The sequence below is a fragment of the Streptococcus sp. Marseille-Q5619 genome (assembly GCF_946901205.1).
In the GTDB taxonomy this organism is placed as follows: Bacteria; Bacillota; Bacilli; order Lactobacillales; family Streptococcaceae; genus Streptococcus.
In genome coordinates this window covers 327,847-341,604 of sequence record NZ_CAMPPO010000004.1, presented here as the reverse complement: position 1 = coordinate 341,604, position 13,758 = coordinate 327,847, and the positions used below count along the sequence as shown (strand labels likewise).

At 38.9% G+C, this 13,758-nt stretch carries 13 protein-coding genes; 11 read left to right on the top strand and 2 right to left on the bottom strand.

The genetic code is table 11. The features are described from left to right. Positions 1 to 7: 7 nt before the first annotated feature. Positions 8 to 835 (bottom strand): exodeoxyribonuclease III, encoded by an 828-nt coding sequence (locus OC530_RS07130; RefSeq protein ID WP_262080864.1) that lies wholly within the window; start codon positions 833 to 835, stop codon positions 8 to 10. Positions 836 to 1,055: 220 nt separating this feature from the next. On the opposite strand from OC530_RS07130, the gene OC530_RS07125 reads away from it, so the two are divergent. The 5 genes from OC530_RS07125 to OC530_RS07105 all read left to right on the top strand — a co-directional run bounded on the left by OC530_RS07125 (position 1,056) and on the right by OC530_RS07105 (position 4,062). Continuing rightward, the gene (locus OC530_RS07125; protein ID WP_262080862.1) at positions 1,056 to 1,955 is read left to right on the top strand and encodes a type II CAAX endopeptidase family protein; all 900 of its coding nucleotides are present in this window, start codon (positions 1,056 to 1,058) and stop codon (positions 1,953 to 1,955) included. After that, positions 1,939 to 2,226, top strand: a complete 288-nt coding sequence (locus tag OC530_RS07120) for an autorepressor SdpR family transcription factor (protein ID WP_262080860.1) — start codon at positions 1,939 to 1,941, stop codon at positions 2,224 to 2,226. Before OC530_RS07125 ends, OC530_RS07120 begins: the two co-directional genes overlap by 17 nt. After that, positions 2,207 to 2,848, top strand: a complete 642-nt coding sequence (locus OC530_RS07115) for an SdpI family protein (protein WP_262080858.1) — start codon at positions 2,207 to 2,209, stop codon at positions 2,846 to 2,848. The genes OC530_RS07120 and OC530_RS07115 overlap by 20 nt, the downstream gene beginning before the upstream one ends. Positions 2,849 to 2,974: 126 nt before the next feature. Continuing rightward, a complete protein-coding gene (locus OC530_RS07110; protein WP_261066510.1) occupies positions 2,975 to 3,430 on the top strand; it encodes a DUF3290 domain-containing protein in 456 nt (151 codons plus the stop codon). After that, a complete protein-coding gene (locus OC530_RS07105) occupies positions 3,427 to 4,062 on the top strand; it encodes a DUF421 domain-containing protein (RefSeq protein ID WP_262080855.1) in 636 nt (211 codons plus the stop codon). The genes OC530_RS07110 and OC530_RS07105 overlap by 4 nt, the downstream gene beginning before the upstream one ends. Here OC530_RS07105 and OC530_RS07100 read toward each other — a convergent pair. Next, positions 4,053 to 4,268, bottom strand: a complete 216-nt coding sequence (locus OC530_RS07100) for a hypothetical protein (protein ID WP_262080853.1) — start codon at positions 4,266 to 4,268, stop codon at positions 4,053 to 4,055. The two genes, OC530_RS07105 and OC530_RS07100, sit on opposite strands and share 10 nt — an antisense overlap. 45 nt (positions 4,269 to 4,313) lie before the next feature. Between OC530_RS07100 and OC530_RS07095 the strand changes: the two genes are divergently transcribed. From OC530_RS07095 to OC530_RS07070, 6 genes are all read left to right on the top strand, one after another. Continuing rightward, positions 4,314 to 6,059: an ABC transporter transmembrane domain-containing protein gene (locus tag OC530_RS07095; protein WP_262080851.1), complete on the top strand. Its 1,746-nt coding sequence runs from the start codon at positions 4,314 to 4,316 to the stop codon at positions 6,057 to 6,059. After that, complete coding sequence (locus OC530_RS07090) at positions 6,049 to 7,791, top strand: ABC transporter ATP-binding protein (RefSeq protein WP_262080849.1); 1,743 nt, start codon at positions 6,049 to 6,051, stop codon at positions 7,789 to 7,791. Before OC530_RS07095 ends, OC530_RS07090 begins: the two co-directional genes overlap by 11 nt. A 206-nt stretch (positions 7,792 to 7,997) precedes the next feature. Further along, positions 7,998 to 8,690: a sugar transferase gene (locus OC530_RS07085; protein WP_262080847.1), complete on the top strand. Its 693-nt coding sequence runs from the start codon at positions 7,998 to 8,000 to the stop codon at positions 8,688 to 8,690. Positions 8,691 to 8,732: 42 nt separating this feature from the next. Continuing rightward, positions 8,733 to 9,959, top strand: a complete 1,227-nt coding sequence (locus OC530_RS07080; protein ID WP_262080840.1) for a DegT/DnrJ/EryC1/StrS aminotransferase family protein — start codon at positions 8,733 to 8,735, stop codon at positions 9,957 to 9,959. Between the two features lie 920 nt (positions 9,960 to 10,879). Next, positions 10,880 to 12,988, top strand: coding sequence for a glycosyl hydrolase family 28-related protein (locus OC530_RS07075; RefSeq protein ID WP_050241872.1), 2,109 nt, complete (start codon positions 10,880 to 10,882; stop codon positions 12,986 to 12,988). After that, complete coding sequence (locus OC530_RS07070) at positions 12,972 to 13,718, top strand: protein phosphatase 2C domain-containing protein (RefSeq protein WP_218764323.1); 747 nt, start codon at positions 12,972 to 12,974, stop codon at positions 13,716 to 13,718. The genes OC530_RS07075 and OC530_RS07070 overlap by 17 nt, the downstream gene beginning before the upstream one ends. The last annotated feature ends 40 nt before the right edge of the window (positions 13,719 to 13,758 follow it).

Genomic DNA, 13,758 nt, shown 5'->3' with positions numbered 1-13,758 from the left:
TTTCTCCTTAGAGTTCAATCTCCATGACAATGGGTGTATGGTCTTGGCGAGCTCCTGAGTCAATCATATCAGATTTAGTGACCTTGTCTGCGAGACGGTTACTTGTGAGCCAGTAGTCGATTCTCCAGCCTGTATTGTTGATTTTAGAAGTTTTGCTGCGTTGTGCCCACCAAGTGTAGCGTTCTGGGACATCGCCGTGAAGATGGCGAAAGGTATCCGTAAATCCTTGGGCTAAAAGGTTTGTAAATCCAGCACGTTCCTCATCTGTAAATCCAGGTGAACGGCGGTTGCTGGCAGGATTTGCAAGGTCAATTTCATTGTGGGCAACGTTGTAATCACCTGTAGCAAGGACTGGTTTTTCTTTGTCTAGTTGAGCCAAGTATTCAGCATATTTGACATCCCAGACTTGACGTTCTTCCAAGCGTTTGAGACCATCACCAGCATTTGGTGTGTAAACTTGAGTCACGAAAAATTCATCAAATTCTAGAGTGATGATACGGCCTTCCAAGTCCATGGTAGATGGAGCACCAATTTCTGGGAAAGTGACAGTGGGTGTAAGTTCTTTCTTATAGAGGAACATGGTTCCAGCATAGCCTTTACGGGCAGGCTCTTGGGAAGAGCGCCACGTGTTTTCGTAGCCTGGGAAGAGTTCTTCTAAAATTTCCAAGTGTTTCTTTGTAGGACCCTTGGCAGAAAGCTTGGTTTCTTGGATAGCGATGATATCAGCATTTTCAGCGACCAAGGTTTGTAGGACTTCTTGGGACAATTTGGCACGAGCTGAGTCACTAGTTAGGGCTGCGTTGAGGGAATCAATATTCCATGAGATAAGTTTCATAAAGTTACCTTTTTCATTCAGATTATAGATTTTATTATACCAAAAAAAGGTCTATTTCCCCAACGTATGGTTTGAAAAATGACTCTTTAGACTTTATCCTGAGAAAATAAAAATTCCCTAAACTATTTAGAAAAAAATCTAAATAGTTCTTGTATTTAGAATAGAAAGGTGTATAATGTTATTTAGAAAAACATCTAAATAGAAAGTGAAGTGTACAAATATGTCAAATAAGAGAACAATCCTTCTTTTTGTAGTCTTGTCTTATGGGCTTGCTTGGATAGTATGGTTGACACTATGGCTAAGTGGTGTTGGTCTAAATTCTCCATGGAGTCAGCTTGCTAGTATTGTAGCCATGTGGATGCCTGCGCTTGCAGTCTTTCTCTCAGGGAAAATCACGAATCAACCTAGTGGAATCAAATCTAAATTAGTCGTGAATCTCAAGAGGAACTGGAGCTTTTACTTACTAGCTATCTGGTTACCAGCAGTCATCAGTTTTTTAGGAGCGGGACTTTATTTTCTTGTATTCCCTAGTAATTTCAGCCTTGGTTTTGAATCTATTCAAGCTATTTTAGAAGAAAAAGGAGTCCTTCAATCACCGATTCCCTTATCTTTCTTGGCTTTGATTCAAATCCTATCTAGTTTGACCTACGCTCCTTTTCTTAATAGTTTCTTTGCATTGGGAGAGGAAATTGGTTGGCGTGGCTATCTTTACCCAGTGCTAAGAGAACGCTTTTCACTAGTCCAGACTCATGTCTTGCTTGGTCTCATTTGGAGTCTTTGGCATCTACCAATCAATTTGCAAGGCTATAATTATGGACTATCTTATTTTGCTTATCCTGTTTTGGGAGTTGTTGCTATGTTTCTATCTTGTTTTAGCCTAGGAATATTGTTGAGCTGGTTGTTGGAAAAGACAGGTTCTATCTGGGCTTCTGCCCTATTTCATGGGGCAATCAATGCAACTGCAGGTCTTGGGTTACTCTTCCAATTACCAGGAGAAAAAGTTTCAAGCCTCTTGATTTTAGGCCCATCACCGACCGGAATGCTATCAGTTCTACCTTGCTTATTCCTAGCCCTACTAATATTACAAAGGGAAAGGAGTCATTATGAGTTTTGCAAATAGTTTTAAAGCTTTATCTCATCCAGTTAGGAGAGAGATTTTAAATTTACTCAAAGCAGGTAGATTATCTGCAGGAGAAATTACCAGTCAATTCGAGTTGACAGGTGCAACTATTTCACACCATCTCACGATTTTGAAAGCAGCGGATTTGATTCATGAAATGAAAGAAAAAAACTTTATTTATTATGAGTTAAATACATCGGTTTTAGAGGATATAATGGTTTGGCTAGCAGATCTGAAAGGAGATCATTTTGATGAAGATAAAAATCAATAAGAAATTGGTATTATTTACGAGCATTCTCATCCTACTACCTTCCCTTGTAGGTTGTGTGTTCTGGAATCAATTACCAGAGGAGATACCCACTCATTTTAATCTACTGGGTCAAGCAGATGGCTACAATCATAAAATGTCTGCTATCTTTGGATTACCTACTCTCATGCTTTTGATGCATTGGTTGCTTCTATTTTTAATGATTAAGGATCCTAAATCTAGCAATATCAGTTCAAAAATACAACTTTTGATTTACTGGATTATTCCTTTTATATCTTGTCTATTAATGATTTCTATCTTCGGAGAATCTTTGGGTTATTCTATGATGAGTGGGCTACTAGCTCAGATTTTTATGGGAGTCGTGATGATCGTAATTGGAAATTATCTACCAAAAACACACCGAAATTATATAATCGGTATTCGACTACCGTGGACCTTGGAGAATGATGAAAACTGGAGAAAAACGCATCGTCTAGCTGGAAAAATTTGGGTATTAGGAGGATTGTTATTGTTTCTAAATTCCTTTGTACAACTATATGTTTACTGGGTATTCTTCTTGACACTTTTCTTTGTAGTGATAATTCCTAGTGTCTATTCTTATCAATTATCAAAATTAGAATCTTGAAACAGGTATTTGAGTCATTAGTTTGAGAAGTTGGTCTGATATGTCTATTTCCCCAACGTATGGTTTGAAAAATCACCCTCTTTCGTTTATAATGAAGAATGATTTTATGAAAGGGAGTGAAAATAAATGAAATTTTACTCATATGACTATGTACTTAGCCAAATCAGTCAGCAAAATGGAATGATGATTGGCTTTGGGATTGTGCTCCTAGCTATCACAGGATTTTTTGCTTTTAAGGCTTATCGTGATAAAAAGGGAACTAAGTTTCGGGAATTGGTCATGATTTTGGCCCTGACTTTGGTAGCCATGCTTTTGGTGACAATTTCAAAATACCAGACCAATCAAGCCTCTAACAACCAATTTCAAACTTCCCTTCATTTCATAGAGGTTGTTTCCAAAGACTTGGGAGTGGATAAATCAGAAGTTTACGTCAATACTTCAGCTGCCACTGATGGAGCGCTTGTCAAGGTAGGTCCAAATTTCTACCGCGCTATGAACGGGAGCCAACCAGACAAGTATCTTTTAGAGAAATTAGAATTGCATCAAACAGACGCTATTGAATTGGTGGAGGTAAACAAATGACACTCAATTATATGGAAATTTTAATCAAACTAGCCCTGGGTCTATTCTCGCTTGTTTTTGTTATCAATGTGACAGGAAAAGGAAACCTAGCGCCTAACTCTGCGACAGACCAAATTCAGAACTATGTTCTTGGTGGTATCATCGGTGGGGTGATTTACAATAGTTCAATTAGTATTCTGCAATACGCAGTGATTTTGATGATGTGGACGATTTTGGTCTTGACCCTCAAATGGCTCAACAATAATGTTCGTTTTGTCAAACGCTTGATTGATGGGAAACCAACTCTCCTCATCAAAAATGGGCAGATCGACCCAGAAGCCTGTCGTTCAGTTGGTTTGTCTGCGTCGGATGTTGCTCTCAAACTTCGTAGCCAAGGGATTTTCCAGATGAAGCAAGTTAAACGAGCTGTGCAAGAGCAAAATGGCCAACTCATCGTGGTCCAAATGGGAGATGAAAATCCTAAGTATCCAGTTGTGACTGACGGTGTGATCCAAGTGGAAGTCTTGGAATCGATTGGCCGTAGCGAAGAGTGGCTGCTTGATAACCTAAGCAAACAAGGGTATGACAATGTAGCCAATGTCTTTATCGCTGAGTATGACAAGGGTGCGGTTACAGTCGTAACCTATGAATAAGAAAAACCTGGGGTCTTGTACTCTTCGAAAATCTCTTCAAACTGCGTCAACGTCGCCTTGCCGTATGTAGGGTTGCTGACTTCGTCAGTTCTATCTGCAACCTCAAAACAGTGTTTTGAGCTGACTTCGTCAGTTCTATCTACAACCTCAAAGCAGTGCTTTGAGCAGCCTGCGGCTAGTTTCCTAGTTTGTTCTTTGATTTTCATTGAGTATTGGCCTCAGGTTTCCATTTGCAATCAGAAAGGGATTTTATGTCCATTATTCAAAAACTTTGGTGGTTTTTCAAGTTAGAAAAACGCCGTTATCTAGTTGGGATTGTGGCCCTGGTCTTGGTTTCCGTCCTCAATCTCATTCCACCTATGGTTATGGGGCGGGTTATTGATGCCATTACTTCGGAGCAATTAACCCAGCAGGACCTCCTTCTTGACCTATTTTACTTGCTACTTGCGGCCTTTGGGATGTACTATCTGCGCTATGTGTGGCGTATGTATATCCTCGGGACTTCCTACCGTTTGGGACAGATTATGCGCTCTCGCTTATTTGAGCATTTCACAAAAATGTCTCCAGCTTTTTATCAAATCTATCGGACGGAGGACCTGATGGCACACGCAACCAATGATATTAATGCCTTGACTCGTCTAGCAGGTGGAGGAGTAATGTCTGCGGTGGATGCCTCAATCACAGCTTTAGTGACCTTGTTGACCATGCTCTTTAGCATTTCATGGCAGATAACCTTGGTTGCCATTCTTCCCCTGCCTTTCATGGCTTATGCGACCAGTCGTCTAGGGAGAAAGACCCACAAGGCTTTTGGCGAATCGCAAGCCGCCTTTTCCGAACTCAATAACAAGGTGCAGGAGTCCGTATCAGGTATTAAAGTGACCAAGTCTTTCGGTTACCAGACGGACGAGTTGAAGTCTTTCCAGGCAGTCAATGAATTGACCTTCCAAAAGAATCTCCAAACCATGAAATACGATAGTCTCTTTGACCCTATGGTTCTCTTGTTTGTTGGTTCATCCTATGTTTTAACCCTCTTAGTAGGCTCATTGATGGTTCAGAAAGGGCAAATCACGGTTGGGAATCTAGTTACCTTTATCAGCTACTTGGATATGCTGGTTTGGCCTCTCATGGCCATCGGTTTCCTCTTTAATATCACTCAGCGAGGGAAGGTTTCCTACCAGCGGATTGAGGAACTCTTGTCTCAGGAATCACCTGTACAAGACCCTGAGTTTCCTTTAAATGGTATTGAAAATGGGCGCTTGGAGTACGATATTGACAGCTTTGCCTTTGAAAATGAGGAAACACTGACAAATGTTCACTTTAGTTTGGAAAAAGGGCAAACTCTGGGCTTGGTTGGTCAGACAGGCTCTGGAAAAACGTCCTTGATCAAGCTCCTCTTACGTGAATACGATGTGGATAAGGGAGCCATTTACCTAAACGGTCATAATATTCGTGACTACCGTTTGACAGACCTTCGTAGTCTTATGGGCTATGTTCCTCAGGACCAGTTCCTCTTTGCGACTTCGATTTTAGACAATATCCGCTTTGGCAATCCTAACTTGCCCCTTTCAGCGGTCGAGGAAGCGACCAAGCTAGCTCAAGTTTACCAAGATATTATATCTATGCCCCAAGGATTTGATACGCTGATTGGTGAAAAGGGAGTCAGTCTTTCTGGAGGTCAAAAGCAGCGTCTGGCCATGAGTCGGGCGATGATTTTAGATCCAGATATCTTGATTTTGGATGATTCTTTGTCAGCTGTGGATGCCAAGACAGAGTATGCCATCATCGACAACCTCAAGGAGACGCGAAAGGACAAGACAACCATTATTACGGCCCATCGCCTGAGTGCGGTTGTCCATGCAGATTTGATTTTGGTTCTGCAAAATGGTCAAATTATAGAACGAGGCACGCACGAAGACCTACTAGCCATGGATGGCTGGTATGCCCAAACCTACCAGTCTCAGCAGCTGGAAATGAAGGGAGAAGAAGATGCAGAATAAGAAAGAACAATGGGCTGTATTGAATCGCTTGATGTCCTATCTCAAACCTTATGGTCTTCTGACCTTTTTGGCACTCAGCTTTCTCCTAGCGACGACGGTCATTAAAAGTGTTATTCCCCTTGTCGCTTCCCACTTTATCGACCAGTATCTGAGCAATCTCAACCAACTCGCTGTGACTGTTTTGCTGGTCTATTATGGCCTTTATATCCTACAAACTCTGGTACAGTATGTCGGCAATCTTCTCTTTGCGCGCGTGTCCTACAGTATTGTTAGGGATATTCGTCGTGATGCCTTTGCCAATATGGAAAAGCTGGGCATGTCCTATTTTGACAAGACACCAGCAGGCTCTATCGTCTCTCGTTTGACCAATGATACTGAGACCATCAGCGATATGTTTTCGGGGATTTTATCTAGCTTTATCTCAGCAGTTTTCATCTTTCTGACAACTCTTTATACCATGTTGGTGTTGGATTTTCGTTTGACAGCTTTGGTCTTACTCTTTCTCCCCTTGATTTTCCTTTTGGTCAATCTCTATCGGAAAAAATCAATGAAAATCATCGAGAAAACCAGAAGTCTCTTGTCTGATATCAATAGTAAGCTAGCAGAAAATATCGAAGGAATCAGAATTATCCAGGCCTTTAATCAAGAGAAGCGCCTGCAAGCAGAATTTGATGAGATTAACCAAGAACACTTGGTCTTTGCCAACCGTTCTGTAGCCTTGGATGCCCTCTTTTTACGCCCTGCCATGAGTTTGCTGAAACTCCTAGGATATGCAGTTTTAATGGCCTATTTTGGCTACCGTGGACTTTATCTGGGAATAACGGCAGGAACTATGTATGCCTTTATCCAGTATATCAATCGTCTCTTTGACCCCTTGATTGAGGTGACGCAAAACTTTTCAACTCTTCAAACGTCTATGGTGTCTGCAGGCCGTGTCTTTGCCTTAATCGATGAGAGGACCTATGAGCCTCATCAAAAAGATGGGCAAGCCAAAGTCCAAGAGGGAAATATCCGTTTTGAACATGTATGTTTCTCTTATGATGGCAAACATCCGATTCTGGATGATATTTCCTTCTCCGTTAACAAGGGTGAGACCATTGCTTTTGTGGGGCATACAGGTTCAGGGAAATCGTCTATTATCAATGTCCTCATGCGCTTTTATGAATTCCAGTCAGGGCGAGTTCTCTTGGATGATGTGGATATCAGGGACTACAGTCAGGAAGAACTGAGAAAAAATATCGGTCTAGTCTTGCAGGAGCCCTTCCTCTATCATGGAACCATTAAGTCCAATATCGCCATGTACCAAGAAATCAGTGATGAGCAGGTCCAGGCTGCAGCTGCCTTCGTAGATGCAGATTCCTTTATTCAAGAACTTCCTCAGGGATATGACGCCCCTGTTTCTGAGCGTGGCTCCAGTTTTTCAACAGGTCAGCGCCAGCTTCTAGCCTTTGCCAGAACAGTCGCCAGTCAGCCTAAAATCCTGATTTTGGATGAAGCGACAGCCAATATTGACTCTGAAACAGAAAGTCTGGTTCAAGCTTCACTGGTTAAGATGAGACAGGGACGAACAACCATTGCTATCGCCCACCGCCTTTCGACCATCCAAGACGCCAACTGTATCTATGTTTTGGACAAGGGGCGCATTATCGAGAGCGGAAGCCATGAGGAACTCTTGGCTCTGGGAGGAACCTATCACAAGATGTATAGTTTGCAGGCAGGGGCCATGTCTTAATATTCTTTGAAAATCTATTCAAACCAGGTCAGCTTTATCTGCAATCTCAAAGCTGTACATTGGTCAGCCTGCGGCTAGCTCTTTGATTTTCATTGAGCATAAGAAGGAAATCCTTCAAATTACAGATTTCTTTCACCGCCTTTTCCATTTTGTGGTATAATGAAAAATGTTGACAAATAGTATAATAAAAACAAAGGAGAAACAGCATGCTGAAATGGGAAGACTTGCCCGTGGAAATGAAATCAAGCGAGGTTGAGTCTTACTACCAGCTTGTCTCTAAAAGGAAGGGTTCGCTGATTTTCAAGCGTTGCTTGGACTGGGTTTTGGCCTTGGTTGTACTGATTCTGACCTCTCCCATCTTTCTCATTTTGAGCATTTGGATCAAGTTGGATAGCAAGGGGCCAGTTATTTACAAGCAAGAGCGCGTGACCCAGTACAACCGTCGGTTCAAGATTTGGAAGTTCCGTACCATGGTGACGGATGCGGACAAAAAAGGAAGTCTAGTGACTTCTGCTAACGACAGCCGCATCACCAAGGTTGGCAATTTCATCCGCCGTGTCCGTTTGGACGAACTGCCTCAGCTGGTCAATGTCCTGAAAGGTGAAATGTCCTTTGTAGGGACGCGTCCTGAAGTGCCACGTTATACAGAGCAGTATAACCCTGAAATGATGGCTACCTTGCTTTTGCCAGCAGGGATTACCTCTCCGGCCAGTATCAACTATAAGGATGAGGATACTATCATCAGTCAAATGACGGAAAAAGGCTTGTCAGTTGACCAAGCCTATGTCGAACACGTCCTCCCTGAAAAGATGCGCTATAACCTCGCCTATCTCCGAGAGTTTAGTTTCCTTGGAGACATCAAAATCATGTTTCAAACCGTGTTTGAAGTGCTAAAATAAAGTAGTCATGAGAAAATGAGTACAGATAAAAGGAGCAAATTAATGCCAAATTACAATATTCCATTTTCACCACCCGATATTACGGAAGCAGAAATTGCTGAAGTAGCGGATACCCTGCGTTCTGGTTGGATCACAACAGGTCCTAAGACAAAAGAACTAGAGCGTCGCTTGTCTCAATATACACAGACGCCTAAGACTGTCTGTCTTAACTCTGCAACTGCCGCGCTTGAGTTGATTTTACGCGTTTTAGAAGTGGGACCTGGTGATGAAGTCATCGTTCCAGCCATGACTTATACAGCTTCATGTAGTGTCATCACGCACGTGGGAGCAACCCCTGTCATGGTGGATATCCAAGCAAATACTTTTGAGATGGACTATGACCTGCTGGAGCAAGCCATTACTGAAAAGACTAAGGTAATTATTCCGGTTGAGCTTGCGGGGATTGTTTGCGACTACGACCGTTTGTTCCAAGTTGTGGAGAAGAAACGTGACCTCTTTACTGCGTCAAGCAAGTGGCAAAAAGCCTTGAACCGTATTGTGATTGTTTCTGATAGTGCCCATGCTTTGGGATCAACTTATAAAGGACAACCAGCTGGTTCTATCGCTGACTTTACTTCCTTCTCATTCCACGCCGTTAAGAACTTTACAACAGCTGAGGGTGGAAGTGCTACTTGGAAAGCCAATCCAGCGATTGACGACGAAGAGATGTACAAGGAATTCCAAATTCTTTCCCTTCACGGGCAAACTAAGGATGCTCTTGCTAAGATGCAACTGGGCTCATGGGAATACGATATCGTCACACCAGCCTACAAGTGCAATATGACTGATATCATGGCTTCCCTTGGTTTGGTACAATTGGGCCGCTATCCAAGTTTGTTGCAACGTCGTAAGGACATCGTGGACCGCTATGATCGTGGTTTTGCAGGTTCTCGTATCCATCCATTGGCACACAAGACTGATACAGTTGAATCATGCCGCCACCTCTACATCACCCATGTAGAAGGAGCGAGCTTAGAAGAACGCAATCTTATCATCCAAGAATTGGCTAAAGCAGGAATTGCGAGTAACGTCCACTACAAACCGCTTCCGCTCTTGACAGCCTATAAGAATCTTGGCTTTGATATAGCCAACTATCCTAAGGCCTATGCCTTCTTTGAAAATGAAATTACGCTCCCTCTTCACACTAAATTAAGCGATGAAGAAGTAGACTATATCATTGAGACTTTCAAAACAGTTTCTGAAAAAGTACTAGTTTCATCAAAAAAATGACAAACTACAGTCAAGTAATAGTGATTCTGTTTCTAAAAAGTCTAATTGAGTGTAAAACTGTTGTTTTCAATTGAAAGTCCTATAGTAAAATGAAATAAAAACAGGACAAATCAATCAGGATAGTCAAATTAATTTCTAGCAATATTTTAGAAGCAAAGGTGTACTCTTATAGTTTCAATATACTGTATGGTTTGAAATGAGATGTGAGCAATTTGGTGTAGCATTTAGAATTTTTATTAGGCATCATTTAGAAAATGTAGTGTCTTGTTCTAGTTTTCAATTCACCCTATTTTTTGAAAGACGCGAGTTTCCACGATGAGGTTGTGGAAACTCGCGTCTTTCTTTTTTGTTTTCAGAATATTGTTCAAAGTTTTGAGACTATTTTTCATGTTCTAGTCATTCTTTTGAAATAATCTATAAAACACGTGTCTACAATGATTTATATGTCCTATTCCAGTATTTTAGAAGAACTGCGTCTATTTTTATAGAGCTTGAATCTAGCTTTTATAGAAAATCTATTTAAGAAATATATTGTATTGTTTTGATTTCAATCCGCTATATGAACGATATTCATGTAAATATACCTGGCGAATGCTTGCATGACAAGATATTTGTTCTTGTATTTATAAATTAGTATTTTACGAGATGTCAACATGCTTTAAATACAGTGAATAGGATATTTTTATGTTCAAGCTAAGAAAGATAGTAATCACTTTTGAATGGAAGGTTAAAGAATTATTAGAAGTATGGTTAGATATATAAATGGTCACGCTTTCACAATTTTGATATTTTATTGTGTTATTCCTTGACAATTTTGATTTAAAAATATATTATAAAGAAAATGACAGCGGTGTCATTTTCTGGTATGGAATTTATATGAATATTAAATTAGGACATAATGTTTTTAATTGGAGGCTAATATGAAATCTTTTCAACAAAATGAGGTTTTCTCTATTCGTAAGTCTAAGGTGGGAGTTTGCTCAGTTCTCTTAGCGGTTTTATTTATTGGAACACAAAGTGTTTTAGCTAATGAAGTAGTTGGTGAAACTTCTTCGTCTAAAGATAATATGCAAATGAACTCTTTGTTGAGTAGCACATCTACATCATTATCTGCGGAACCCCATTCTGATACTCTCAGTCTTGATAACAATTCAAGTTTAAGTACTGATAATAATGGAGGAGTGAGTATTAATCAAAATAAACCTGATATAACAAATGATACTATGATGGGTAACATCTCTGGGATGGAAGTGAATACTATTTTAAGTACTAATCTGAACGAACACGTAGCTTTGAATGTTAAAGATTATGGAGCAATAGGTGACGGGGTTAATGATGATCGACAAGCAATTCAAGATGCAATAGATGCTGCAGCTCAAGGGCTAGGTGGAGGAAATGTATATTTTCCGGAAGGAACTTATTTAGTAAAAGAAATTGTTTTTTTAAAAAGTCATACACACTTAGAATTGAATGAGAAAGCTACCATTCTAAATGGTATAAATATTAAGAATCACCCTTCTATTGTTTTTATGACAGGTTTATTTACGGATGATGGTGCGCAAGTAGAATGGGGCCCAACAGAAGATATTAGTTATTCTGGTGGTACTATTGATATGAACGGTGCTTTGAATGAAGAAGGAACTAAAGCAAAAAATCTACCACTTATAAATTCTTCAGGTGCATTTGCTATTGGGAATTCAAATAACGTAACTATAAAAAATGTAACATTCAAGGATAGTTATCAAGGGCATGCTATTCAAATTGCAGGTTCGAAAAATGTATTAGTTGATAATTCTCGTTTTCTTGGGCAAGCCTTACCCAAAACGATGAAGGATGGGCAAATCATAAGTAAGGAGAGCATTCAGATTGAACCATTAACTAGAAAAGGTTTTCCTTATGCCTTGAATGATGATGGGAAAAAATCTGAAAATGTGACTATTCAAAATTCCTATTTTGGCAAAAGTGATAAATCTGGGGAATTAGTAACAGCAATTGGCACACACTATCAAACATTGTCGACACAGAACCCCTCTAATATTAAAATTTTAAATAATCATTTTGATAACATGATGTATGCAGGTGTACGTTTTACAGGATTCACTGATGTATTAATCAAAGGAAATCGCTTTGATAAGAAAGTTAAAGGAGAGAGTGTACATTATCGAGAAAGCGGAGCAGCTTTAGTAAATGCTTATAGCTATAAAAACACTAAAGACCTATTAGATTTAAATAAACAGGTGGTTATCGCCGAAAATATATTTAATATTGCCGATCCTAAAACAAAAGCGATACGAGTTGCAAAAGATAGTGCAGAATATTTAGGAAAAGTATCAGATATTACTGTAACAAAAAATGTAATTAATAATAATTCTAAGGAAACAGAACAACCAAATATTGAATTATTACGAGTTAGTGATAATTTAGTAGTCTCAGAGAATAGTATATTCGGTGGTAAAGAAGGAATTGTTATTGAGGATTCAAAGGGTAAAATAACCGTTTTAAATAACCAATTTTATAATTTATCCGGTAAGTATATATCATTCATCAAATCTAATGCAAATGAGAAAGAACCTGTTATACGTGATAGCGATGGTAATTTCAATATTGTAACGGAGAATGGGCTTTACAAAATTGTAACAAATAATTTAAGTGATAAAAACGAAAAAGAAAAAAACAAAGAGGAAAAAATTAAAACAAGTTCATATGTGCATGAAAAACAATCTAATTCAAATAATGTAATTGATAGTAACCAGAAGAACGGAGAGTTTAACTCAAGTAAAGATAATAGACAAATGAATGACAAGATCGACAATAAACAAGATAATAAGACAGAAGAAGTAAACTATAAAATAGTTGGAGATGGCAGAGAAACTGAAAATCATATTAATAAATCTAAAGAAATAGTAGATGTAAAACAAAAATTACCAAAGACTGGTTCGAACAAGATTATGGAACTATTCTTAACAGTGACAGGAATTGGTTTACTTTTGACACTAAAAGGGTTGAAGTATTATGGCAAAGATAAATAAAATTTGTTCGATACAAGGAAGTTCTGTAGAAAATGAGGATACTGTAGGTTCACAAAATCAGTATTTTTGGATTATCGATGGAGCTACAGATTTATATAATTCTAAAGAGGAGATAGGTTATTCAGTCTCAGAAGTTGTACATATTTTATCAGAAAGTTTGTCGGTTAATTGTAAAGAATCAAAAACTCTTAAACAAATATTTGAAACTGCTTTACTCGAGGTTAAAGATGAAATCGGTTTAAACTCATATGAACTAACAGAGTATTATCGCTTACCAACATTTGCTTTTATATTTGCTAAACTTTCAGAAAAAAAGTTGGAGTATATGATGCTAGGTGACTGCGTCATGTTAGTAAACGAAATGGAAATAACTGATCATAGAGTAGATAACTTATTTGAAAAAAGGAAAAATGAGATAAAAGATTCAATTGGTACAAATAGTGTTTTAAATAAAAAAATTATTTTACAAAAAATCAGAAAATTATCTAATCAACCGAATGGGTACTGGATAGGTTCGTTGGATGAGAGATTTTTAGACTATGCTATTATTAATCAAATAGATGTTACTAGTGAACAAATTGTTTTAATGAGCGATGGCTTTTATGAATTCTATCAAAATAATCAAAATAAAACTTTTGAAGAGTTAATTAAGATGAGATTTAATTCTTCTGCTATTGATCCAATCTATGGAAAGAAGGATGATGCAAGTATTCTAGTTATTGATGTTTGATATATTGTTTAAAATATTAATTGTTACTATTGAACTTTGT

Excerpts from the sequence above, each read along its gene's own strand:
- OC530_RS07105 (WP_262080855.1), top strand. The coding sequence starts at position 3,427 with ATGACACTCAATTATATGGAAATTTTAATCAAACTAGCCCTGGGTCTA.
- OC530_RS07085 (WP_262080847.1), top strand. The coding sequence starts at position 7,998 with ATGCTGAAATGGGAAGACTTGCCCGTGGAAATGAAATCAAGCGAGGTT.
- OC530_RS07115 (WP_262080858.1), top strand. The coding sequence starts at position 2,207 with ATGAAGATAAAAATCAATAAGAAATTGGTATTATTTACGAGCATTCTC.
- OC530_RS07095 (WP_262080851.1), top strand. The coding sequence starts at position 4,314 with ATGTCCATTATTCAAAAACTTTGGTGGTTTTTCAAGTTAGAAAAACGC.
- OC530_RS07110 (WP_261066510.1), top strand. The coding sequence starts at position 2,975 with ATGAAATTTTACTCATATGACTATGTACTTAGCCAAATCAGTCAGCAA.
- OC530_RS07070 (WP_218764323.1), top strand. The coding sequence starts at position 12,972 with ATGGCAAAGATAAATAAAATTTGTTCGATACAAGGAAGTTCTGTAGAA.
- OC530_RS07130 (WP_262080864.1), bottom strand. The coding sequence starts at position 835 with ATGAAACTTATCTCATGGAATATTGATTCCCTCAACGCAGCCCTAACT.
- OC530_RS07075 (WP_050241872.1), top strand. The coding sequence starts at position 10,880 with ATGAAATCTTTTCAACAAAATGAGGTTTTCTCTATTCGTAAGTCTAAG.
- OC530_RS07125 (WP_262080862.1), top strand. The coding sequence starts at position 1,056 with ATGTCAAATAAGAGAACAATCCTTCTTTTTGTAGTCTTGTCTTATGGG.
- OC530_RS07080 (WP_262080840.1), top strand. The coding sequence starts at position 8,733 with ATGCCAAATTACAATATTCCATTTTCACCACCCGATATTACGGAAGCA.
- OC530_RS07100 (WP_262080853.1), bottom strand. The coding sequence starts at position 4,268 with ATGAAAATCAAAGAACAAACTAGGAAACTAGCCGCAGGCTGCTCAAAG.
- OC530_RS07090 (WP_262080849.1), top strand. The coding sequence starts at position 6,049 with ATGCAGAATAAGAAAGAACAATGGGCTGTATTGAATCGCTTGATGTCC.
- OC530_RS07120 (WP_262080860.1), top strand. The coding sequence starts at position 1,939 with ATGAGTTTTGCAAATAGTTTTAAAGCTTTATCTCATCCAGTTAGGAGA.